Annotated in this window: 21 protein-coding genes; 11 read left to right on the top strand and 10 right to left on the bottom strand. The window is 58.4% G+C overall.

Annotated features, from left to right (window positions below; translation table 11 throughout):
• Window positions 1–107 precede the first annotated feature (107 nt).
• Together EI293_RS00910 and EI293_RS00915 are read left to right on the top strand one after the other, a co-directional pair.
• Entirely contained in the window at window positions 108–764 is a 657-nt protein-coding gene (locus EI293_RS00910) for a 4'-phosphopantetheinyl transferase family protein (RefSeq protein WP_125434817.1), read from the top strand.
• A gap of 107 nt (window positions 765–871) precedes the next feature.
• The gene (locus EI293_RS00915; RefSeq protein ID WP_125434819.1) at window positions 872–1,480 is read left to right on the top strand and encodes a redoxin domain-containing protein; all 609 of its coding nucleotides are present in this window, start codon (window positions 872–874) and stop codon (window positions 1,478–1,480) included.
• A gap of 105 nt (window positions 1,481–1,585) precedes the next feature.
• Here the strand turns inward: EI293_RS00915 and EI293_RS00920 are convergent, their stop codons facing one another.
• The 9 genes from EI293_RS00920 to EI293_RS00965 form a co-directional block, all read right to left on the bottom strand.
• Window positions 1,586–2,455, bottom strand: a complete 870-nt coding sequence (locus tag EI293_RS00920; protein ID WP_125434821.1) for a transglutaminase-like domain-containing protein — start codon at window positions 2,453–2,455, stop codon at window positions 1,586–1,588.
• A 179-nt stretch (window positions 2,456–2,634) separates the two neighbouring features.
• Window positions 2,635–4,362, bottom strand: coding sequence for a ubiquinone-dependent pyruvate dehydrogenase (gene poxB / locus EI293_RS00925; protein ID WP_125434823.1), 1,728 nt, complete (start codon window positions 4,360–4,362; stop codon window positions 2,635–2,637).
• A gap of 88 nt (window positions 4,363–4,450) precedes the next feature.
• The gene (locus EI293_RS00930) at window positions 4,451–5,023 is read right to left on the bottom strand and encodes a DUF1572 domain-containing protein (RefSeq protein ID WP_125434825.1); all 573 of its coding nucleotides are present in this window, start codon (window positions 5,021–5,023) and stop codon (window positions 4,451–4,453) included.
• Between the two features lie 34 nt (window positions 5,024–5,057).
• Window positions 5,058–5,927 (bottom strand): DUF5694 domain-containing protein, encoded by an 870-nt coding sequence (locus EI293_RS00935; protein ID WP_125434827.1) that lies wholly within the window; start codon window positions 5,925–5,927, stop codon window positions 5,058–5,060.
• 547 nt (window positions 5,928–6,474) lie between these two features.
• A complete protein-coding gene (locus EI293_RS00945) occupies window positions 6,475–7,050 on the bottom strand; it encodes a hypothetical protein (protein ID WP_125434831.1) in 576 nt (191 codons plus the stop codon).
• Window positions 7,051–7,158: 108 nt separating this feature from the next.
• On the bottom strand, window positions 7,159–7,656 hold the full coding sequence (locus tag EI293_RS00950; protein ID WP_125434833.1) for a hypothetical protein: 498 nt from the start codon (window positions 7,654–7,656) through the stop codon (window positions 7,159–7,161).
• On the bottom strand, window positions 7,656–9,284 hold the full coding sequence (locus EI293_RS00955; RefSeq protein WP_125434835.1) for an acyl-CoA carboxylase subunit beta: 1,629 nt from the start codon (window positions 9,282–9,284) through the stop codon (window positions 7,656–7,658). Before EI293_RS00955 ends, EI293_RS00950 begins: the two co-directional genes overlap by 1 nt.
• Window positions 9,285–9,484: 200 nt before the next feature.
• On the bottom strand, window positions 9,485–10,489 hold the full coding sequence (locus EI293_RS00960; RefSeq protein WP_170170192.1) for an MlaD family protein: 1,005 nt from the start codon (window positions 10,487–10,489) through the stop codon (window positions 9,485–9,487).
• 63 nt (window positions 10,490–10,552) lie between these two features.
• Window positions 10,553–11,359, bottom strand: a complete 807-nt coding sequence (locus EI293_RS00965; RefSeq protein WP_125434839.1) for an N-acetylmuramoyl-L-alanine amidase family protein — start codon at window positions 11,357–11,359, stop codon at window positions 10,553–10,555.
• 87 nt (window positions 11,360–11,446) lie between these two features.
• On the opposite strand from EI293_RS00965, the gene EI293_RS00970 reads away from it, so the two are divergent.
• The 8 genes from EI293_RS00970 (at window position 11,447) to rplS (ending at window position 19,798) form a co-directional block, all read left to right on the top strand.
• A complete protein-coding gene (locus tag EI293_RS00970; protein WP_125434841.1) occupies window positions 11,447–14,305 on the top strand; it encodes a putative LPS assembly protein LptD in 2,859 nt (952 codons plus the stop codon).
• Window positions 14,306–14,457: 152 nt separating this feature from the next.
• The gene (gene panB, locus EI293_RS00975; RefSeq protein ID WP_044002947.1) at window positions 14,458–15,273 is read left to right on the top strand and encodes a 3-methyl-2-oxobutanoate hydroxymethyltransferase; all 816 of its coding nucleotides are present in this window, start codon (window positions 14,458–14,460) and stop codon (window positions 15,271–15,273) included.
• A 119-nt stretch (window positions 15,274–15,392) separates the two neighbouring features.
• Window positions 15,393–16,100: an RluA family pseudouridine synthase gene (locus EI293_RS00980; RefSeq protein WP_125434843.1), complete on the top strand. Its 708-nt coding sequence runs from the start codon at window positions 15,393–15,395 to the stop codon at window positions 16,098–16,100.
• 249 nt (window positions 16,101–16,349) lie between these two features.
• Entirely contained in the window at window positions 16,350–17,105 is a 756-nt protein-coding gene (locus tag EI293_RS00985) for an acyl-CoA desaturase (RefSeq protein ID WP_125434845.1), read from the top strand.
• Window positions 17,106–17,300: 195 nt separating this feature from the next.
• Window positions 17,301–17,858 (top strand): 30S ribosomal protein S16, encoded by a 558-nt coding sequence (locus EI293_RS00990; protein ID WP_125434847.1) that lies wholly within the window; start codon window positions 17,301–17,303, stop codon window positions 17,856–17,858.
• 115 nt (window positions 17,859–17,973) lie between these two features.
• Complete coding sequence (rimM, locus tag EI293_RS00995) at window positions 17,974–18,555, top strand: ribosome maturation factor RimM (RefSeq protein WP_125434849.1); 582 nt, start codon at window positions 17,974–17,976, stop codon at window positions 18,553–18,555.
• A gap of 9 nt (window positions 18,556–18,564) precedes the next feature.
• Window positions 18,565–19,242 carry a tRNA (guanosine(37)-N1)-methyltransferase TrmD gene (gene trmD / locus EI293_RS01000; protein ID WP_125434851.1) on the top strand — a complete coding sequence of 226 codons (678 nt, stop codon included), beginning with the start codon at window positions 18,565–18,567 and terminating at the stop codon, window positions 19,240–19,242.
• Window positions 19,243–19,423: 181 nt separating this feature from the next.
• Complete coding sequence (gene rplS / locus EI293_RS01005) at window positions 19,424–19,798, top strand: 50S ribosomal protein L19 (protein ID WP_044002956.1); 375 nt, start codon at window positions 19,424–19,426, stop codon at window positions 19,796–19,798.
• 175 nt (window positions 19,799–19,973) lie between these two features.
• On the opposite strand, the gene EI293_RS01010 is transcribed toward rplS, so the two are convergent.
• Window positions 19,974–20,342 carry a hypothetical protein gene (locus EI293_RS01010; RefSeq protein WP_125434853.1) on the bottom strand — a complete coding sequence of 123 codons (369 nt, stop codon included), beginning with the start codon at window positions 20,340–20,342 and terminating at the stop codon, window positions 19,974–19,976.
• Between the two features lie 150 nt (window positions 20,343–20,492).
• On the opposite strand from EI293_RS01010, the gene EI293_RS01015 reads away from it, so the two are divergent.
• Window positions 20,493–23,444 (top strand): M1 family metallopeptidase, encoded by a 2,952-nt coding sequence (locus tag EI293_RS01015; RefSeq protein WP_125434855.1) that lies wholly within the window; start codon window positions 20,493–20,495, stop codon window positions 23,442–23,444.
• The last annotated feature ends 25 nt before the right edge of the window (window positions 23,445–23,469 follow it).

Below are 23,469 nucleotides of genomic sequence, written 5' to 3' on the forward strand. Positions count from 1 at the left end.
TATGAAAGTGCGGGTAAAGATACCGCCCAGCGGCTACCGGAACATTCGGCGCATAGTTTCCCTCGTACCTTCCGCTTTCACAATTTCACCTTTCACAATTTCACCACTTGCCCCTTCATTCTCTTTCCCCGGTTTCCCCGACGGCGTTGCTGGGCTTGTGGCGGCTGACGGAGCCCGCCGAGGCACTCTGGGCGCTGCTGCCGGCTCAGGCGCATTACTTGGGCTGTTTTCCGCAGGGACGCGACGAGCTGCGCGCCCGCCAGTGGCTGGCCGGCCGGGTGCTGGCCCACCAGCTGCTGCGGGAACTGAACGACGCCCCCGCCACCCTGCATAACGACGCCAACGGCCGCCCGTTCTTCCGGGAATTACCGGCTTACGGCGTGTCGTTGTCGCATTCCGGCGAGTGGGTGGCGGCTTTACTTTCTACTACCGAGGCCGTTGGCACAGATATTGAAATGATCCGGACCAAAGCCAAAAAGTTGGCCCCCCGGGTTCTGTCGGAAGCCGAGTTGGCCGATGCCGGCGACGATGCCGTGAAGTATTGTTTCTACTGGAGTGCCAAGGAAACGCTTTACAAGCTGCACAGCCGCCGGGGCCTGGTGTTTAAAGAGCAGATTCTGCTCAATCCGTTTGAGCTGCGGGAGGCAGGTGTTTTGACGGGACACCTGCTCCTCGAAAACTCCCGCAGCCAACACCAGATTCAGTATTTGTACCCGAGTCCGGGCTACGTTTTAACTTACGCCATCGGTGAAGTGGTGAGTTAGTGAAATGGTGAGTCTGACGTTCTGCCTGCGCTACTTGCGCAGCCAAAGCGTAGAACCCACTGAATCACCATCTCACTAACTCACCATTTCACCACTTCATCTTCGCCATGTCTTTCCGCCGAATTTCTATTGTTGCCGCTGTGGCGCTGCTGTTGTGTACGGTAGCAGTGGGTGCCGCCCGCGCCCAGGGCAGCCGCTCCGTGGCGGATTTCAGCCTCAAAAACGCTTCTAACACCGAGGTAGCCCTGAAAAGCTACGCCGGCAGCAAGGCCGTAGTGGTCGTCTTCCTCAATCCTACCTGCGCCTTCTCCAAACTCTACCAGAACCGGCTTTCGGCCCTGAGCGCGGAGTATGGGGCCAAAGGCGTGCAGTTTCTGTTCGTGAATGCGCCCATCAACCTGGAGGCCAGTGCCGATACTGGCGACGCCGAAAAGCTGAAGGTAAAAGCCACCGGAGCTGATTTGCCACTGCTTACTGATGAAGGCCAAAAAGTCAGCAACCTGCTGGGAGCCACCAAAACGCCCGAAGCCGTGATTCTGCAACCCGCCGGCGACGGATTTGCCATCCGCTACAAAGGCGCCATCGACGATAATCCGCAGGTGGAGGCTTACGTGAAGGAAAAATATCTGGAGCAGGCGCTCGACAACATACTGGCCGGCCGCCCCGCCGGCGTAGCCGATAAGCGCGCGGCCGGCTGTCTGATCAAGAAGTTTTAAGTAGAAAACTGAGAAGTAAGAGGTGCGAGGTAAGACTTTCGTTCTGGCAACGCGCCATTTGAACGAAAGTCTTACCTCGCACTTCTTGCTTCTCAGTTCTACTGCCTATTCCTCGTCGGAAGCTGCGTCAGTGGTGGGGGCGTCGTCGGTCAGGATAGCCAGGAGCTGGGCTACTTCGGCGGCTTTGCTGGGCTCCTGCATTTTCTCGAAGCTGAACTGCAGGTTACGCAGGGCACGCCGCACAATATCCAGGTGCGAACAGGGCTGGAAGAAGATTTCGTTGGGCGTGAGATTCAGCTGGCCGATGTAGTGTTCGATATCGGTGCGGGAAAGCACCAGGCCCCGGTTGTAGCAGTTGATGTAGAACGGCTCCAGCGGCGGCTCCAGGCGGTAGGTCAGCACAAACAGGTTGGGTAGGTTCACCCCGAACACGGGCAGCTTGAGCCGCTGCGCTACCAGCAGGTAAATCACGCAGAGCGTGAGCGGATTGCCGCGCCTAGTTTCCAGCACCCGGTGCAGCATGGAGTTGGCCGGAGAATGGAAGTTCTGGGTGTTGGCCGCAAATTTATGGGCCCGAAACAGGACATGGTTAAGCGTCTGGACCTGGTCGGCGGGGTGCATTTCGGGCTGTAGCAACGTCCAGACCTCGAAGCGTAATTGCTCAATGGCCCGGTTCAGCACCTGAAAATCGGCGTCGGGGTACTGGTAGCTGTTGAGCAGCCACATGCCTTCCAGCAGGTTCTCGCCGCCCGAGTCGCGCCACACGCGCAGCCGTTGTTTTAGCCCCTCAAACTGCAGGTGATGAATTAAATCCTCCAGCCGCTGCTGCTGCTGGGTGTCGAGCGTTTCTTCCCAACTTTCCTCCAGGAACGGAATGATGGTTTCGCCCAGCGTCTGGATTTTCTCCTGAATCTGCGGGGCAATTTCCGGATCATCGAGCAGGGAGATGAGGGCTTTGATTTCGCGGTTAGTCATGGAGCGGCGGGGCTGCGGCCGGGGCCGCAGAAGTCAGAAAGGGCAAAGAAACGTATCCGGCGCGGGAGTGCCGCACGCAGCTATTCGGAAATAACAGCCAGCCAAGGCTTATTTGTTCAGCAATTGCCCTTTTTAGGCAGCTGGCTTTGCGTGGCACACCGCTGATTTGCCTGAGTGCATTACCGCAGCAGGTTGGTTTTAGCCAGTTCCAGGATTTCGTCGCCGCGGCCGCTCATGATGGCCTTGAGCGTGTAGAGGCTGAAGCCTTTCACTTGGGCCGCCTCGATGGTGGGTGGCATGGAAAGCTCGGCGCGCTTCACCACGGCATCCAGAATCACGGGGCCGGGGTGGGCTAGCATAGCGGCAATGGCGGCGGGCAGCTCAGCGGGGTTGGAAACGCGGATGCCGCGCACGCCGGCGGCTTCGGCCAGGGCCGCGAAGTTGGGGTTTTCCAGCTCGGTGCCGTATTCCAGAATGCCGGCCGCCTTCATTTCCAGCTCCACGAAGCCCAGGCTGTTATTGTTGAAGATGACGATTTTGACCGGCGTTTTCAGCTGTTTCAGCGTCAGCAGCTCGCCCATCAGCATGGCAAAGCCCCCGTCGCCGGCCAGCGCAATTACCTGCCGGCCGGGGTACGTAAGCTGCGCGCCCAGCGCCTGCGGCATGGCGTTGGCCATACTGCCGTGATTGAAGGAGCCGATCAGCCGCCGCCGCCCGTTGAAGCGCAGGTAACGCGCCGCCCAGATGGTAGGCGTGCCCACGTCGCAGGTGAAAATGGTGTCTTCGGCGGCCTGCTCGTTGAGCAGCCGCGCTACGTACTGCGGGTGCATACTGGTGTCGCCGGCCTCGCCGGTGGCTAGCTCGTCCAAGTCTTTGCGAGCCTCGCGGTAGTTTTCTTGGGCTTTCTCCAGATGGGCCCGGTCGCGCTTATGGTTGAGTAGCGGCAGCAGGGTCTGAAGCGTGGCGGCCACGTCGCCCACCAGTCCCACCTCCACCCGCGCCCGCCGCCCGATATGCTCGCCGCGCAAATCAATCTGCACGGTACGGGCCTCCTGGGGCAGAAATTGCTGGTACGGGAAATCGGTACCGAGCAGGAGCAGCGTGTCGGCATCCATGAGGGCGTGGTAGCCGGAGGTGAAGCCCAGCAGGCCGCTCATGCCCACGTCGTAGGGGTTGTTGGGCTCCACGTATTCTTTGCCGCGCAGCGCGTGCACCACCGGCGCACCCAGAGCCTCGGCGGTTTGCAGCAGCTCGGCGTGGGCCTCGGCGCAGCCGGCCCCGGCCATAATGGTCACGCGGCTGCCGGTATTGAGCAGGTCGGCGGCGGCGCGCAAATCCTCCGGGGCGGGCACCAGCCGGGCGCGGTTGCGGAGTACGGGCAGGCGCGGCTCCGGGGCTTCGGTTTTCTCATGGCTGATGTCGCCAGGAATCACCAGCACGGCCACGCCACGCTGGGTGAGGGCCGTCTGAATCCCGATTTCGATGCAGCGCACGGCCTGGTCGGGATGGGCAATCAGCTCGCAATAGGCGCTGCACTCCTTGAATGTGTTTTCGGGGTGAGTTTCCTGGAAATACTGACTGCCGATTTCGGCACTCGGAATCTGGGCGGCAATGGCCAGCACCGGCACGCGGCTGCGGTGGCAGTCGTAGAGGCCGTTGAGCAGGTGGGTGTTGCCGGGGCCGCAGCTGCCGGCGCACACGGCCAGCGCGCCCGTGAGGTGGGCTTCGGCGCCGGCCGCAAAGGCGCCGGCTTCCTCGTTGCGCACGTGTATCCACTCGATGCCGTCGCGCTTGCGGATTTCTTCGGTGATGCCGTTGAGCGAGTCGCCCACCACGCCGTACACGCGGGTTACGCCAGCGGCCAGCAGGGTATCTACCAGTATTTCAGAGACGGTTTTCTTCGCCATAATCTTCAGAATTGGGTCTGAAGGCTATACGGCAGATTCCGCGAACGGGCCGGACCACCGCCCACCGGCCGCCAATTATGAGACTTGCTTATTCCGGCTTGCGCCCAAGATATTCGTCGGTGAAATGCGCCCGGTGCGGCTCCTGGGCAAACTTCTCGGCGTTATAAGTGGCCGAGGTGCCACGCGGAATCGACAACGACTGCCACTGCCCCGCCCGCACCAGCTTCCCGATAAACACGATTTGCCCCACGTGGTACGGGTAGTGCGCCAGCTGCCGGTTGAGGGCCTCCGTGACGGTGTGTCCTTGGTTGCGGATGTACACCGGCTGGTCCCAGTTGTCGGGCGTGAGCGAATCGAGGGCGGTTAGCAGGCAGCGCCAGCCTGCTTCCCAGCGCGCCAGCACCTCGGCGCGGGTGCCCAGGTCGTTATCGAACTCGGCTTCGCGCTGCCGCCAGGGCTTCTCGCCGTCGGTGGTCAAGAAATCGGTCCAGCGGGAAAGCATATTGCCCCACAGGTGCTTCACGATGGTGGCCACGCTGTTGCTTTCGGGGTTGGGCTGCCAGAACAGGGCCTCGTCGGGCAGTTGGGCAAAGGTCTGGTCGCCGAGCAGCTTGTAGTATTCGAACTGCTTACGGGCACTGGTGAGGTAGGCGGTATTCATAGCACGTGGAAATTGAGGACGACAAAACGGGCCGCTACTGCTTCAGATACTTGCGCGACTCCACCACCCGAAACTCCGGGTCGCTGGCGAAAATACTCTGCAGCGAGCCGATGTGCGCGGCCCCAAACAGCGCCAACACCCGCTTCGGCTGGGCCGTCAGCGCTTGCGTCACGATGTTGGAGTAGATTTTATAGTCGCGGTTCTTGAACACCGAAATCAGCTCCGCCCCAATGTAGCGCGGGTCGATGAAAGCCGTATCCACGGCCGCGTCGGGGTTGGTGAAGCGGCTGTTCGTCACCCTCGCCGGCGTCACATAGCGCAGCCGGTACACCAGATTGTACACTTCCGGCTGATTGATAGCGGCCAGATAGCGGTATAGCGGCAGGCTTCCGTCTTCCAGCCCGGCGCGCTTGGCCCCGGCTACTTGGCTCAGCTCCGCGCCGGCCTGTTGGTACAGCGCAATGTTCTGGCCGGTGCGCAGAATGCCCTGGGAAGTGCCGCCCGGCGCATTGGTGCAGTAGATTCTGGGCAGCTGCAACTGCTTGCCCAGCCGGAACGCCACTTGGTATATCTCGCTACGGCCGCCGGGCATCGTGGCCAGATCCAGTTTGTCCTGGCGGTACAGGGCGTAGAGGCTGTCGAGGCGGGGCTGCTCTTCGGGCAGGGCTTCCACCGCCAGCATATCGGGGCGGTAGCGGGCAATAGCGGCCGTGAAGCGACTGATTTCCTGCTGGCCCTGGGCCGTCAGCACATCGGTGGTGGGCTTATCGGCCTTGTAAATCTGGTTGAAATGGTCGCAGCCGACTATCATCACATCAGCGGCGGCGGGCCGCGTTTGGGCGAAACCCGGGGCACTAAGCGTCAGCAGCGTGAACAGCAGGCTGCTTGTTTTGCGAGAAGACATAGGAAGGAATAGAATAACTCAGGGGCCAGCCCCACTTGGTTCCGGCTGGCCTACCGCATAATTACTGGTTTTCGGCCTGATGCGCCGCCCTATCATATCTCCCACATCCCGAAACTTCCTTGATGCAGGTAGATTTATGCGCTTTCCTGCGCAAATGCAATGGCCCGCCGTACTGGGTGGTACCAACGAGCCGGATGTGTCAATTGCTATTTTCTTATGTTTCGGGCAGTAGCAGAAAGCTGATACGTTTTACCGTCTTTACTGAAGGCCCAGACGTTACTGACTTCTCGCAAGGTCAGGCACACCTTTCCTTGCCTCACTTTGCGTCGCAACAGCCTATTTGCTTGCCGTTTGTCCTGCTTTTCTGATGCGGCAGTTGTTACGGCCATAATTGGGGTGTGCCGGTAAGAGCGGGCCATATGACCTATACTGATTTTATAGTTTCACACGAACTCCCAGCAGCACCGGCAGCATGTATGCGGCCGGGGGTTTGCCTGCGCCGTTGGGGGCAGCCAAGAGGTAGCATAGGCCAATTGCGCCTGCTGAATTATATGTTCCAATTACTCGGTTTTTCAAACCAGTGTAAAATATTTAAAAATTGAATTTCAATTGCTACATCAGCGAGTCTAATGAATTTTTCAGGAATCCATGCAAACAGGATACCACCTCTGCTAGGGCTGTAGTCATTATAAAACCAAGTGTCAATTGGAGGCAAATCCCATTCGTCAAAAAAGCTATTAGTCTCTGGGTCAGCGGCACCATCAGGTATATTTTCCCCGTGTTCTACAACCAATATTTTTCCTTGACATATGCCATCCAATTTCAGCCTATCGGAAACCGAGGTTTTAAAATCAAGCTGAAGATTGAATAGTTCGACAAAAGAATCATGATAATACGGGTCTGATTTTCTGGCCCATTCCTTCAATGGAATAGGTTGTTCGTCACAGGCAGCCTTGTTATGGCCTAGCATATGGACAAACCATTGTTCGTCCCTACAAACAGGATTAATTGCGCTTCTCAGTATAACCCAATCGAGCTTTTCTTTCTGCTGTAGCTGCTGCTCGCAATAAGCCTGAGTAATCCGCAGGTTATCAAGAAACTTAGCTTGGTCGATAGTAATCATAAAAGTATATGATGTTTTTAAACCTCACACCTGAATCACGCCCAGCGTTCTATGCCTTTTCAATGGGCGCGTATTTGACCATGCTGATGCTTTGCGAAATCATATAGGCTACTGGTAGGAAGTCAGCATATCATCAGGAGTCAGTATGATTCTGCTTTGTGGAACTGCTTGCAGAAACTGATGACCAAGGCTTTCATCCCGAAACTTCACCTGTGTGAAGGTACTATCAAAGGCTACTATTTCGATTTCAGAAGCTGCTAATTGGAATACCTCAGGCTCAGTCCAAATCTGTCGGTTTCCATCAGCATAGGGAACTTCATCATCAGCCAAATCAGGGACGTCTCCTGCTATGCCACAGAAAACGCCCCATACTACTTGAACACTCTGGTTAGCCATGGTGTCATACAGCGTCTTGCCAGATACTACCGTGTAAGAATAGGAGTGCTCCATCTTACTTTGCCAAGCTTCTAGCATCGGTACAAACTCCTTGAGATGCCAGCATTCCAGATTGGAGATAACCCAGTTTAACTTTTCAATCTGTGGCCGAATTACTGGCAGAATTCTATCTAAATCCGTCTGCCACCCTTCTTCCAACAAAATAGTCATCACACCTGAATCACGCCCACGTTATACGCCTTTTCAATGGGCGCGTGGTTGGCCATGCTGATGCCTTGGGAAATGACTTTGCGGGTTTCCAGCGGGTCGATGATGGCATCGACCCAGAGGCGGGCCGCGGCGTAGTAGGGCGAGAGTTGCTCATCGTAGCGGGCTTTGATGCGGTCCAGCAGCTCCTTCTCGGCTTCGGGCGTGATGACTTCGCCTTTGGCTTTCAAGGATGCTACCTGAATCTGCAGGAGCGTGTTGGCGGCGGCGGCTCCGCTCATTACGGCCAGTTGGGCCGTGGGCCAGGCCACGATGAGGCGCGGGTCGTAGGCTTTGCCGCACATGGCGTAGTTGCCGGCGCCGTAGCTGTTGCCAATCACCACTGAGAACTTGGGCACCACGGAGTTGGCCATGGCATTCACCATTTTGGCGCCGTCCTTAATGATGCCGCCGTGCTCACTCTGCGAGCCCACCATGAAGCCCGACACGTCGTGCAGGAACACCAGCGGGATGCGCTTCTGGTTGCAGTTCATGATGAAGCGCGCCGCCTTATCGGCCGAGTCGGAGTAGATGACGCCGCCCATCTGCATGGCGCCCTTCTTGGTCTTTACGATTTTGCGCTGGTTGGCCACGATGCCCACGGCCCAGCCATCAATGCGGGCGAGGCCACAGAGCAGCGTCTGGCCGTAGAGGTCCTTGTAGGGCTCGAACTCCGAGTCATCCACCAGCCGCCGGATGATGTCCATCATGTCGTAGGGCTTGGCGCGGTCGGCGGGCAGCAAGCCCAGGATTTCGGCCGGATTTTCCTTGGGCGCGGTGGGCGTTTTGCGCGAGAAGCCAGCCGTGGCGTGGCCACCCAGCTTATCGAAGATGTTGCGAATGTGCTCCAGGCATTCCTCGTCGGTGGCAAACTTGTAGTCCGTCACGCCCGAAATTTCGGAGTGCGTAGTAGCGCCGCCCAGCGTCTCGTTGTCGATGGATTCGCCGATGGCCGACTTCACCAGGTAGGAGCCCGCCAGGAACACCGAGCCGGTGCCGTCCACAATCATGGCCTCGTCGCTCATAATGGGCAGGTAGGCGCCGCCGGCCACGCATGGGCCCATAATAGCGGCCAGCTGCACGATGCCCATGCTGCTCATCACGGCGTTGTTGCGGAAGATGCGGCCGAAGTGCTCCTTATCGGGGAAGATTTCGTCCTGCATGGGCAGGTACACGCCCGCCGAATCGACGAGGTAGATAATGGGCAGCTTATTTTCGATGCTGATTTCCTGGGCCCGCAGGTTCTTCTTGGCCGTAATCGGGAACCAGGCGCCGGCCTTCACGGTGGCGTCGTTGGCGACTACCACGCACTGCCGGCCCTGCACCCAGCCAATCACTACCACCACGCCGCCGCCAGGGCAGCCGCCTTCCTCCTGGTACATCCCCTCCCCCGCAAACGCCCCGATTTCCACAGTTTCCGAGTCCTTATCGAGCAGATACTCGATCCGCTCCCGGGCCGTGAGCTTGCCCTTAGCCTTGTGCGCGGCAATGCGCTTCTCGCCGCCGCCGAGGGCCACTTTCTCCAGCCGCTTTTTCAGTTGGAAGTTGAGTTGCTTGATGCTGTCTTCGTTTTTGTTGAATTCGAGGTTCATTGGGGTGGGAACGGGTGGGAGCGGTGAACTTGTGAGATGGTGAAATAGTGAGTTTGACGTTCTGCTGGCCTATGCGGCGCAGTTTGAACGTCAAACTCACTATTTCACCATCTCACAAGTTCACCATTGGGTGGAAGCAAAAAATCCGCCCCTCGCAGGGCGGATTCAAAGGTAAGAGGATTGCTGTTTGTGGTCGATACCTACTTGATGGTCGTTTTGGATTCGGTTTCGGTTACGGTGCCATTAGGCTTCACGGTCGTGGTTTCCACCTCTTTCTTGGCTTTGTCCTTACCGCCACCGAACACCGAGAAGTGTACGTAGCGCTTGGGGTTAGCCTGGAAGTCGGTGAGCAGCGTGTTGGTGCTGGCGGCCGTAGCATTGAGGTTGTTGTAGAGCGTAGTGTCGTTGATGAGCTTGCCCAACGAGCCTTTCTGGTCCGATAATGAGCGGTTCAGGGTGGTCATGGTGCCCTGAGCTTCCGTCATGGTGGCGTTGAGCTTACGCATGGCCGGACCCACGGGCGCACCTTTCAGCGAGTCGCTGAGCACCGAGAAATTGGTGGCAATACGGTCGAACTTGGCGCTGGTTTTGTTCAGCTCCGAAGTCAGGCGGGCCATGTTGGTGGTAATTTCGTTTATGTTGCGCTGGTTCATCAGCAGCAGATTTTTCAGGGCCTCGGTGCTGCCCTGGGCATTGAGCAAGGTGGCCTGGAGGCTCACGCGGGCGTCCTTGTTCAGGAAGCCGTTCACCTTGATCAGCGTGGAGTCCACAGTGCCGAGCACGGGCAGGGCCTTGGCCTGGAAGGCATCCGTGATACTGGCTACGGTATAGGATTTCAGCTCCTCCCCGCCGTCGTACACCTTGCTATCCTTGCCCAAAAACAGAGTAATGGTTTTGGAACCAAGCAACGAGCCGCTGAGCGAAGCCACCGTGGAGTCGCCCACGGTTACGCCCTTTTGCAGCTCCACGGCCACTTTCACCCGGTTGCCTTCTTCGGGCACCAGCATCATTTCCTTGACCTGGCCCACCTTGATGCCGTTCAGGATAACCGGATTGCCCACGTTCAGGCCGTCCACGTTATCGTATTTGGCGTAGTAGGTGCGGTCGGAGGAGAGCAGGTTGCTGCCCTTCAGGAACTGAAAGCCCACGACGAGCAGGGCAACAGCCACAATGCCCAGCAGGGCCACTTTAATTTCTTTCGACACGGGGGTCAGCGGTTGGTTGGAGGGAGAGTCAGAAGGAAGCGGGCCGGTTGCACAACCGGCCGGTTATTCGCCCGAGGCCGCTTCCAGCTCGTTCTTGTAGTCGCGGAAGGCCTGGTAAATACCCGAGGCCATATACGACTGATTGGCCTTATCGTTCAGATACAGTTCCTCCTGCCGGTTGGTAAGGAAGCCTGACTCGATGAGCACGGCCGGCATGGTGGATTTCCAGAGCACCAGAAAACCCGCCTGTTTCACCCCGCGCGAGGGCCGATTAACGGTTGTGCGCAGTTGCCGGTCTACCTTCTGGGCAAACCGGATGCTGTTTACCATGTGGGCGCTCTGGAAAAGCGAAAACAGGATGTGGCTCTGGGGCGAAGTCGGGTCGAAGCCGTTGTAGCGCTCTTTGTAGTTGTCTTCCTGCAGAATTACGGCGTTTTCGCGCTTGGCAACCGAGAGGTTGGCGTCGGTTTTGTGCGGCCCCATCGTCCAGACTTCGGTACCATTGGCGGCCGGCGCGCTGGCGTTGCAGTGTACCGAGATAAACAGATCCGCATTATTCTTATTGGCAATACCCGCCCGGTCGGCCAGCTCCACAAATACATCTGTTTTGCGGGTGTATACAACCTTTACGTCGGGCATGTTCTCTTCAATCTGATGTCCCAGCGCCAGAATAATTTTCAGGGCCACATCGGCCTCGCGGGCCTTCACGCCCGCGCACCCACGGTCTTTGCCGCCGTGGCCCGCATCGAGCACAACTGTGCGCAGCCGGTACCGCGCGGGCGGCTGGGCCGTAGGGGCCGAAGCCCGGGGAACAGAAAAGCCGGCGAACAGTAAGAGGGCCGCCGTGCCCAGAGCGACAATATTCCGCACGGTGTTCGTTAGTTGGGGCAGCGACCCGCTACCTTTGCAAACCGCCACAAAATAAACGATAAAAACTACGTGGCCTCATCCGCGCCTGTGTTCCATCCTGTATTGCGTGCGTTCCGGCCGCTGCGGCGGCTTTTCGGCCTGCTCATTTTATTTCTGAGCCTGGGCCTGCTCGTGCCCGCCCAAGCCCAGCAGCGCCCCCGCACCACCAACGTACCCGCCGATGTGCGGCCCGCACCCAAGGTACTCAACCCACCGGCCCCCGCTTCTCCGGTACGTGATACCACAGGCCTGGTTTCCGGCTCGCCCGACTCGCTGCGCGTAGCAGCCGGGGGCCGCAAGGGCGCGGTGGAAACCACCGTGAAGTACAAGGCCCAGGACTCCATCCGCTTCGAAGTGCAGAACAAGCGCGCCATCCTCTACGACAAAGCTGACGTGGAGTACGGCGAAATGAACCTGAAAGCGGCCCTTATCACGGTGGATTACAGCAAGAACCTAGTAACGGCCGAGGGGGCCGCCGACTCTACCGGCCGCATGCGCGACCGGCCGGTGTTCAAGCAGGGCGCCGAAAACTACCAGGCCGGCCGCATCGACTACAACCTCAAGAGCAAGCGGGGCCGCATTACCGACGTAGTCACCCAGCAGGGCGAAGGCTACATCCACGCCGAAACCATCAAGAAAAACAGCTACAACGAGCTGTTTGGGGTGCATGGCCGCTACACCACCTGCAACCTGGAGCACCCGCACTTCTTCATCAACGCCTCCAAAATGAAGGTGATACCGGGCCAGAGCGTGGTCACGGGCCCGTTCAACCTGGTTATCGGGGATATTCCCACGCCGCTGGGCTTTCTGTTCGGGTATTTCCCGAGCCCCAAATCCAACAAGCGGGCCTCGGGCCTGATTATCCCCACCTTCGGGCAGGCCGCCGACCGGGGCTTTTTCCTGCGCAACGGCGGCTACTACTGGGCCGCCAACGACCACATTGGGGTGCGCCTGACGGGTGACATTTACAGCGGCAACGCCGAGCAATTTGGGGGCTGGCGGGGCACGGCCGAAATGCAGTACATCACCCGCTACCGCTACCAGGGCCTGTTCACGTTCAATTACAGCTCCCAACCCACCGAGCGGCTGCTGGGCACCACCGACGTCAATACCAACCCCGCGTTCAACATTCCGCGCTCTTCCAAAACGTTTGCGCTCATGTGGACGCACACGCCGGTGCCGCGCCCCAACGGCGGCCGGTTCTCGGCCAACGTGAACGTGAGCAGCAACAACTACTTCCGGCAAAACTCTTATAACGTCCGCAACTACCTTACCTCGGCCTTTCAGTCGAACATCAGCTACTCCAAGCAGCTGCGCAACGCGCCCATCAACTACAGCGTGAACCTGAGCCAGAGCCAGAACACGCAGACCGGTACGATGGACTTTACCCTGCCCGATGTGACGGCCCAACTGGCCCGTCAGTACGTGTACGACCTTCTGGGGCTGCAGCCACGTAAGCTTTACGAGCAGCTGGCCTTCTCCTACGACCTGACTTTCCAGAACAAGCTCTCCAACTCTATCCCGGCCCGTCAGGTAAACGGTGGAGCTATTCCGCTCATTGGAGGTTCCAACACAGCCTTTATAATGCCCGTCAAGCTGGGCAGCATCGATAAGCTGCTGCGCAACTCCCAGACCGGCATGCGTCACAATTTCGGTATCACGCTGGGCAGCTACAACTTCGCCCACGTCAACATCAGCCCCAGCGTTTCCTACAACGAAATCTGGTATTTCAAGCGGCTGGACTACACGTACAGCGAAACCGCCAAGGCCGTGCGCGTGGATACCACGGCCAGCTTCAACCGGTTGTACAACGTTTCGGGTGGCGTCAACCTCAGCACCAACTTTTACGGCACCATCGTGCGCAAAGGCACCCGCAAGATTCAGGCGTTGCGCCATAAGGTGACGCCCAGCCTGAACTACAACTATGCGCCCGGCACCAGCAAAAACGACCCGGCCTTTAGCCGCGTGCAACTGACCGGCCTGCGCGACCCGGCCACCGGCCGCCTGTATTCGGAGGGCAGTACGTACAGGACCAACGAAGGCTTTTTACTGCCCCGCTACAACGGTTTCCTCTACGGAGTACCCACCAGCAGCCGAGTGAGCCGAGTGAGTTTTGCGCTGCAGAATGCCGTGGAAATGAAAGTGCGCAACTCCCAGGACACTACTGGCAACACCCCGTTCAACAAAGTCAGCCTGATTGACGGGCTGGATTTCAGCACCGGCTACGACCTGGCCAAAGACACTTTTCAGCTCGACCCGCTGTCGGTTACGTTTCGGACCCAGGTAGCCCGCAAGCTGCAGATTACCATCAACGGCAACTTCGATTTTTACCAGCAGGATTCGCTGCGCCAGCCCATCAACTCGTTTCTCTGGCAGCAAAGCAACTTTAAGCTGGCCCGCCTGAGCACGGCCAACGCCTCCCTCTCCTACCAGTTCAACCCCAGCCAGGGCCAGAAAAAATCCACCATCCGCCGCGACGCGGCCCCGGTGAACGACCCGCAGCTGGGCTCTCCGCGCCAGCTCAACCCCTACGAGGACTACGTTGATTTTAGCATTCCGTGGGAGCTGAGCACCAGCTTCACGGCCTCGTACGCCAACCAGGGCCCGTTGCCGGAGCTACCCAGCCGCCCGCGCAAATCGGCGTACACGGCCGCCACGCTGAACCTCAACGGCTCCGTGAAGCTCACCGACACCTTCCGCTTCGGGTTCAGCACCAACTACGACTTCATCAACAAGACCCCCGCCTTCACCAGCCTCGATTTCACCAAGGACCTGCACTGCTGGCAGATCAACGGCAACTGGCGGCCCTTCGGCCCCACCCGCGGCTATTTCGTGACCATTGCAGCCAAATCGGCTCTGTTGCAGGACCTGAAGCTGAGCCGCAACCGCACCTTCCTGAACTATTAACGGCTGCTCTGCTGAAACGCTGGCCGCAGCAAGCAGGAACAGCCTGAGCCAGGGGGCGGGCGGCGGGCGGGACGGATTGGAAGAATTTAGGCACTTTTGCCCCACTTCCGGCTTCTGATGCCGGCTTCTGTCTTACTTCACTTTCCTTTCCCATGTCCCAGCATAAAGAAGTCAAGCTCGTGACCACGCATCAACTGCTGGCAATGAAGCAACGCGGTGAGAAAATTTCCATGCTCACCGCCTACGACTTCTCGATGGCGCAGATCCTGGACGGGGCCGGCATCGACGTGCTGCTCGTCGGCGACTCGGCCTCCAACGTCATGGCCGGCCACGAAACCACCCTGCCCATCACCCTCGACCAGATGATTTACCACGCCCAAAGCGTGGTGCGGGCCGTGAAGCGCGCCTTTGTGGTAGTGGATATGCCGTTTGGATCCTACCAGGGCAATTCATCGGAAGCCTTGCGCTCGGCTATTCGCATCATGAAGGAGTCGGGCGGGCACGGCATCAAGCTGGAAGGCGGCGCCGAAATCAAAGACAGCATCACGCGAATTCTGACCGCCGGCATTCCCGTAATGGGCCATTTGGGGCTTACTCCCCAAAGTATTTATAAATTTGGCACCTACACCGTGCGGGCCAAGGAAGAAGCCGAGGCGCAGAAGCTGATTGAAGACGCGTTGCTGCTCCAGGAAATCGGGTGTTTTGCGCTGGTACTGGAGAAGATTCCGTCGAGCCTGGCCAAACAAGTTGCCGAGAAGCTGGATATTCCGGTCATCGGCATCGGAGCCGGCCCCGACGTGGACGGGCAGGTACTGGTGGTGCACGATATGCTGGGCATCACCAAGGAGTTCAAGCCCCGCTTCCTGCGTCGCTACGCCGAACTGGGCGACCTGATGCACGACGCCGTGCAGCGCTACATCCAAGACGTAAAAGCCAACGACTTCCCCACCCCGGACGAAGCGTACTAAATCAATTAAAAATGAAGAATTGAAAATTGAAAAAGCGCTGAATTATGTCTGCTGGCTTAGATGAAGCCGCACTGCTCAATTCAGCGCTTTTTCAATTCTTAATTCTTAATTCTCCAAGAGTGAATCGTCCGAATCTGTGGTCGGAGCGGAAGGAAATTCTGTTCGAAGACAATCATCTGCTCATCATCAACAAGCCCGCCGGCCTGCTCGTGCAGGGCGACGCTACCGGGGATGAGCCGCTTTCGGCCAAGGCCGAGGAGTACCTGCGCTTCAAGTACAAGAAGCCTGGCGCAGCCTTCGTAGGCGTGGCCCACCGTCTCGACCGGCCCGTGAGCGGCGTGGTGGCCCTGGCCAAAACCAGCAAAGCCCTGAGCCGCCTCAACGAGCTGTTCCGCGACAATAAGGTGCATAAAACGTACTGGGCTCTCATCGGCAAGTGCCCCGCGCCCACCCAGGGCCACCTCACGCACTGGCTGGTGAAAGACCCCATCCGCAACACCACTAAGGCCTATACCGAACGCCACGGCCAAGGCCTGAAAGCCGACCTGGACTACCAGGTGCTGGGCCAAGCCGGCAACCGCTGGCTGGTGCAGGTGAACCCCATTACGGGCCGCCCCCACCAGATTCGGGTGCAGCTCAGCTCCGGCCTCGGCACGCCCATCGTCGGCGACGTAAAGTACGGGTTCCTGGCGCCGTTGCCCGACGTGAGCATTGCCCTGCACGCGCGTCAGCTAGAGTTTCAGCACCCCGTCACCAAAGAAGCCATGTGTTTCAAGGCTCCCTTGCCCCACATTGCTCACTGGGAAGCAGCCGAAGCTTATTACTAGAAGCCAGCAGCGGGAAGTACGACAGACGCAGTGAACAGGATGACTCGCCTGATGAGGTTATTCCGCTCACTGCGTCTGTCGTACTTCCTGTTACTAATAACATTTTGGCCTTTTGATGAGGAAATTGCACTTGGGGCAGGCGTGGCAGTAGTTTTGTAAAACGGCTCTTGAACTTTCATAGTCAGTTTAGGCTTTTGCCCTCAAATGTGCGGGCCGTTCCCGGTTTCGACCTCTAATCATTTCTGCCCAATGGCAATACTCGTTTTCTTCGTAGCGCACTACTACCTATCGCTCTTCACCCAGACGTTTTACCTGCACCGGTACGCGGCCCACAAGATGTTCACGATGAACAAGTTTTGGGAGAAGTTCTTCTTCCTGTTCACCTACATCTGCCAGGGTTCCTCGTTCCTCTCGCCGCGGGCTTACGCGCTGCTGCACCGCATGCACCACGCGTATTCCGATACCGAGTTGGACCCCCACTCGCCCCACTTCTCCTCCAATGCCTTCAGCATGATGTGGAAGACGAAAGTGATTTATGGTGAGGTAGTGGAAAACCGCTACGAGGAAGCTAAGCGTTTCGAGGGCGATACTCCGGAGTGGAAGTCACTAGAGGCTTTCGGCGGCACAGTGTATTCCCGTATTGGCTGGGGGGCGCTGTACGTACTGTTCTACGTGCAGTTTGCCACAGCGTGGTGGCAGTTTCTGCTGTTGCCCATCCACTTCTTGATGGGCCCCATCCACGGCGCTATCGTCAACTGGGGCGGCCACAAGTACGGCTACCAGAACTTCGACAACCACGATAAATCCAAGAACACGCTTCCCTTCGACTTCCTGGCGTTTGGCGAGCTGTTCCAGAACAACCACCATAAGTTGCCCATGCGCGTCAACTTCGGCGTGAAGAAGTGGGAGCTGGACCCCACCTACGCCTTCATCTGGATGCTGGATAAAGTGGGTATCGTGAAGGTGAAGCGCAAATGGCAGGAAGCCGTGCAGATGGCGGCGTAAGTTTGCCGAAACATATTTTCTTATGAAAAGGCCGTTTCTACTCAGAAACGGCCTTTTTATCTTTTTACCTATTCCCTTTTGCAGCGGCCGGCACGTTGAATCTGCGCAATCCTTTTAATCCGGTAAATCTGTGATTACCTTTGCACCTCATTTTCAACCAGACGCACGGGATGCGTCGCTTAACCAAACCGGTTTATGGCAGTTAAAATCCGCCTCGCCCGTCGTGGCCGCAAGAAGGCCGCACAGTTCGACATCGTTGTTGCTGACTCCCGCTCGCCCCGCGACGGCCGCTTCATCGAGAAAATCGGTACCTACAACCCCCAGACCAACCCCGCCAGCATCAACTTCGATGGTGACAAGGCGTTCGACTGGATCATGAAAGGTGCCCAGCCCACCGATACCGTTCGGGCTATGCTCTCTTACCGTGGTGTGCTCTACCGCAAGCACCTGCAACTTGGCGTAATCAAAGGCGCTATTTCGCAGGAAGTTGCCGATCAGCGCTATACCGACTGGAAAGAGCAGAAAGACGCTAAAATCGAAGGCAAGCGCACTTCGCTCGGCACCGCCAAAGATGAGGCTCGTCAGCAGCGTCTGGCCGCCGAAACCAAAGTAAAAGAGGCTCGTTCCGAGGCTCAGCGCGCCAAGCTGGCTGCCCTGGAAGCAGCCAACGCTCCGGCTCCGGCCGCTGCCGCTGAAGGCGAAACCACGGAGGCTGAAGCTTCGGCCGATACCACTGAGGAAGCCGGCGCTTAATTTCCGGTCCTGATGTGAGGAGTTCAAGAGGAATAAGTTGCGGCCGGCAGCATCCTGCTACGGTTTACCAGCCTTTTCCTCCTGAACTCCTCACTTTCATACCCACCTCCTGCTCATGACTCTCGACGACTGCTACCAACTGGGTTCCCTCGGGAAGCCGCACGGCCTCAAAGGCTTCGTGGTGGCTTTCTTCGACGTGGATGACCTCAACGACTACCGTCAGCTCAAATCGGTGCTGCTGGAAATGCCCACGGCCCCGGGTAAGCTGGTGCCGTACGGCGTGGAAAAGTTTCAGCCCCAGGCCGAAAGCCGGGTGCTGCTGAAACTCCAGGGCATCGACCGGATTGAGGAGGCTGAACCGTTGCGCAACGCCAAGCTGTGGCGTCCCCTGGCCGAGTTGCCGGCCCTGAAGGACGACCAGTTCTACTTCCATGATGTAGTTGGTTACACCGTGGTGGATCAGCAGTTGGGTACCCTGGGCACCGTAGAGACCTTCTACGAGCTGCCGCAACAGGATGTGCTGGCCATGCGCTACCAAGGCCAGGAGGTATTGATTCCGGTGGTGGATGAACTGATTCTGAACGCCGACCAGGCCGCCCGGAAGCTGTTCGTGAACCTGCCGGAAGGCTTGCTCGACGTGTACCTTTCGCCATCCTCCCCGGAGCCGGAAGACGCCGACGAGGAAACCGTCGCTTAGGCTCTGCCCATGCGGATCGACATCGTGACGTGTCAGCCGGAGTTGCTGACCAGCCCTTTTGCCGTTTCCATCGTGAAGCGGGCGCAAGAGAAAGGACTGGCCGAAATCCATCTGCACGACCTGCGCCGGTACGCTATCAACAAACACGGTCAGATTGATGACTACGTGTTTGGCGGTGGAGCCGGTATGGTGTTGCGCGTGGAACCCATTGCCGCCTGCTTCGACGAACTGCTGGCCCAACGCGCCTACGATGCCGTCATCTACATGACGCCCGACGGCGAAACGTTGCGCCAGCCGCTAGTTAACCGGCTGTCATTGGCGGGGAATCTGCTCATCCTCTGCGGCCACTACAAGGGCGTGGACGAGCGCATCCGGCAAGCCTACATCACTCACGAAATCAGCGTAGGTGACTACGTGTTGAGCGGGGGTGAGCTAGGGGCGGCCATTCTGGTGGATGCGGTGGTACGGCTGTTGCCCGGCGTGCTGGGCAATGAGGAATCAGCCCTGAGCGACTCGTTTCAGGATAACCTGCTGGCTCCGCCCGTGTATACCCGCCCGGCCGAATGGCGCGGACTCCAGGTACCGGACATTCTGCTTTCGGGCAACACCCCGAAAATAGACGTCTGGCGGCATGAGCAAGCCCTGACCCGCACCGAACAGCGCCGGCCAGACTTATTACAAGAGTAAAGTTGCGAAGCGGTGAAAGTTGGATTTGCTATTCAGACACTGTCACAGATACAGTAAGAACGCAAAACTCACAATTTCACCAACTCACAATTTCACAATTTAAAAACAGAGGGCTATATTTGCGCCTCTTTACCTGAAACCCTTCAGGGCGGCGCGGCCGTCCTTCACAGTTTTTCCAGCCATGAGCGTACTACTCGATTTTATCCAGCAGGAATCCCAGGAGCGCCGCGCCAGCTTCCCCCAGTTTGCCGCCGGTGATACCGTCATCGTCCACGTGAAAATTCGCGAGGGCAACAAGGAGCGCGTTCAGCAGTTCCAGGGCGTAGTTATCCAGCGCAAAAACACGAACTCGAACGGCGAGACTTTCACCGTTCGGAAGATTTCGAACCAGATCGGTACCGAGCGTATCTTCCCCCTCCTGTCGCCTAACATCGACAAGATCGAAGTAATCCGTCGCGGTAAAGTACGTCGTGCTCGTCTGTTCTATCTGCGTGGTCTGTCGGGCAAAGCGGCTCGTATCAAAGAAAAGCGTCGCGTAATCGTTGCTGCTGCATAAGCACGCATCGTACCCGCCCTTTCATACAACGGCCGGCTTCCTTCACAGGGAGCCGGCCGTTGACGTTTATCCGCTTCCCTTACATACAGCAAAACACCCCGGCTCCTGCCAGAGGAACCGGGGTGTTTATTTTGCTGTACAACGCAGAGGACGCGCCTGTGCGCTATGGGAGCAATTACTTCACCTGAGCAGCGGCGGCGGTGAGGGCAGCGCCCAGTTTCTCCACGCGCTCAGCCGTGTTCGGGTTTTCGGCGAATACAGCAGCCTTGGTGGTGTTTTCGCCGAGGCGCCCCAGCAGCTGCGCTACTTTGTCCTTATCGATGCTGCCACCGTTGAAGTGCGCTTTCAGATCCTGCAGGTCGGTTACCAGCTGGTGCAGCTCGGGGTTGCTTACGTCTTTCAGGTCCTCAATCCAGCGCTGAAAATGGTTATCGAGGCCGGAACGCTCAGCTTCTTCCTGCAAATCGAGGCCCAGCAGTTTAGCGGTGCCGTCAAGGTGGTTCTGGTGTTGGGTATCGTCTTTTGGTTGCTTGTGGAAGGACATCGGTAGCAAAGGTTATTCCGCCGGGTACGGCGGAGGTTGGGAATAGGCATCCAAACGCAGGCAACGGGCAAAGGTTGTGGCGCATCTTACGGGCCGAAGGGCTACTTTCGTGGCTGTTACCGTCGTTTTCCCCTCTCCTATTTTTTTCGCATGAAGAAATTTCTAGTCCTAGGCCCGCTGCTGGCCGGACCGTTGCTGGGCCTGGCCCAGTCGGCTACCTGGCAGCAGCAGGTCAACTATTCTATTGATGTCGCGCTGGATGACCGCCAGCATACCCTCAGTGGCCGCGAGGAGCTGCTCTATACCAACAACTCCCCCGACGTGCTGCCCTACATCTGGTTTCACCTCTGGCCCAACGCCTACCGCGACAATAACACCGCCTTTGCCCGACAGCAGTTGCGCAACGGTAGCCGCAAGTTTCAATTTGCCCGGCCCGAGCAGCGCGGCTCCATTGACGGCCTCGATTTTCAGGTAAATGGCCAGCCCGCCCGTCTGGAGTATGACGCTAGTAGTCCCGATATGGCCAAGCTGATCCTGGCCCAGCCGCTGGCTCCGGGGGCCAGCGTGACCATTAACACGCCGTTCAAGGTAAAAATCCCGGATTCGTTCTCGCGTTTCGGCCACGTCGGGCAGGGTTACCAGATTACCCAGTGGTACCCCAAGCCCGCCGTGTACGACCAGAAGGGCTGGCACCAGATGCCCTACCTCGACCAGGGCGAGTTTTACTCTGAGTTTGGAGCGTTTGACGTGCGCATTACGCTGCCCGCCAACTACGTGGTAGGAGCTACCGGCGTACTGCATAACCCTGACGAGCAGCAGCGCCTTGATCAGCTGGCCGCCACTGCAGCCACCAAGAAAACAGCCAAGGACTTCGGCAACGACCTGAGCTTCCCGGCCTCGGCTACCGAAACTAAAACCCTGCGCTACGTGCAGGACAAAGTGCATGACTTCGCCTGGTTTGCCGACAAGCGTTTCAACGTGCTGAAAAGCGGCGTGACGCTGCCCTCGGGCCGGCAGGTGACTTCCTGGGTCATGTTCACCAATAAGGACGCGCAGAAGTGGATTAAAGGCCTCCAGGATGTAAATACAGCGCTTACCTACTACTCACAGTGGGTGGGCGAGTATCCGTACGCCTCCGCTACGGCCGTTGATGGAGCCCTGAGTGCCGGCTCCGGTATGGAATATCCGATGGTAACCGTCACCCAGCCGTCGGCTATTGTTCACGAGGTGGGCCACAACTGGTTTTACGGCATTCTGGGCTCCAACGAGCGGGATTTTCCGTGGATGGATGAAGGGGTGAATTCCTACGTGGAAAACCGCATAGCCGCGCAGGACAGCAGCAAAGGCCCCAGCGGATTTCTGAAAAAGACGCCCAAACTGGCCGCTGCCGTTGGCCTGGATAACCTGCCGGCTGCTGCCCTGGATCAGGTGCAGTACGCGGCCGTAGCCTCCCGGGGCCTCGACCAGCCGGTGAGTGGCCCCAACTCGGCCGAGTACGGCAAGCTGAATTATGGCCTCATCGTGTACGGCAAAACGGCCGCCGCGCTGAAGTACCTCGCCGGCTACCTGGGGCAGGACAAGTTCGACGCGGCCATGCAGACCTACTATCAGCGCTGGCAGTTCCGCCACCCCTACCCGGCCGATATGGAGGCTGTGTTTGAGGAAGTGAGCGGCCAGAACCTCGACTGGTTTTTCCGGGATATGCTCACGACCCAGAACCACTACGAAGCCGCCGCCTCCGATGTACTGGTGCAGGGCGACGCCGTGAAAGTGCTGGTGCGCAACGATTCGCCGGCCCCGTTTGCCGTGCCCGTCGCCACCGTTGATGCCCAGGGCCGGGTATTGGAGACGCAATGGACGCCCGTGTTTGGCGGTACCGAGGACGACGAGCAAGATGAAACCCAGCTCAACTTCCGCCGCCAGAACGTGGCGGCCGTGGTAGTGGACCCCGGCTACCTCACGTCCCAATTGAACCGCCACGACGACCGGCTGAAAACCACCGGCTCGTTCCGGAGCTGGGAGCCGTTGCAGCTGAAGCCCTTGGCCAGTCTGGAACGCTGGGACCGGCATTTCATCAACTGGGTTCCCGTTGTGGGCGCGAATACTTCCGATAAATTTATGCTGGGGGCGGCATTCTATAACAACCTGCTGACGCCGAAGCGGCTGAACTTTCTGGCCATGCCCATGTACAGCTTCAACCGCAACGAGCTGAACGGCATCGGTAACCTGACGCTGAACGTGCTACCCCGCACCCGCGTCCGGCAGCTGCTCACCAGCATTCAGCTCACGCGCTTTGAGCGGTTCCGCAAAATTGAGCCGAGCCTGACGTTGCTCCTGCCCCATTCGGCCTTCAACCAGGCGCAGCACTTGGTGCGCGTGGCCAACACTACCGTGCGCAACCAGGACCTGGACCGTACCAGCAGCTTCCAGACGCTGGAATACGTGGTGCGCGATGGTAACGCTCTGCAGAACTGGTCGGCCAATGTGGAGCTGAACTACCTCACGGCCGATGCCGACGTAGATAACTCCAGCCAGGAAGCCGCCCTGCTGCGCGCCACGGCCACCTACGGCCGCTACTATAGCGCCAAAAAGCAAATCCGGGCCCGCTTGTTCGGGGGCACGTTCCTGAAATCGAGCTCCGCGTTTCAGATGGGCCTGAGTGGCAGCTTCGACTACCGCCGCCAGACCACGTTCCTGGACCGCCAGCAAATTTCCAACACCTTCACGGCCCAGCAGCACCAGACCGATGATCGGGATGGCTCGTTCAAATCGTACCAGCCCGTGGCCAGCAACCACTGGCTGACCACCCTGGGTCTGGAAGCCGACCTGCCGGTAACGCCTCTGGCCGTTTTTGCCGACCTGGGCGCCACCCGGGAGTTTTACCAGACGGAAGGCCGGGGCCCGCACCGCTTCTACTACGATGCCGGCCTGGTGTTGCCGGTAGCGAAGAATATCCTGCGGCTCTACCTGCCCCTAGCCGGTACGCAGTACGCCAACGGCCTGCCCAGCAGCCGCAAAAACTTCACCGACCAGATCCGCTTCGTGCTGCATCTGGAGGAGCTGAATCCGTTCCGGATTCTGAATCAGCAACTGGCCCAGTAATCCTATTCTGCTCTTTGTGCGAAGC

Origin of the sequence: Hymenobacter perfusus (assembly GCF_003944765.1) — a bacterium.
In the GTDB taxonomy this organism is placed as follows: domain Bacteria; phylum Bacteroidota; class Bacteroidia; order Cytophagales; family Hymenobacteraceae; genus Hymenobacter; species Hymenobacter perfusus.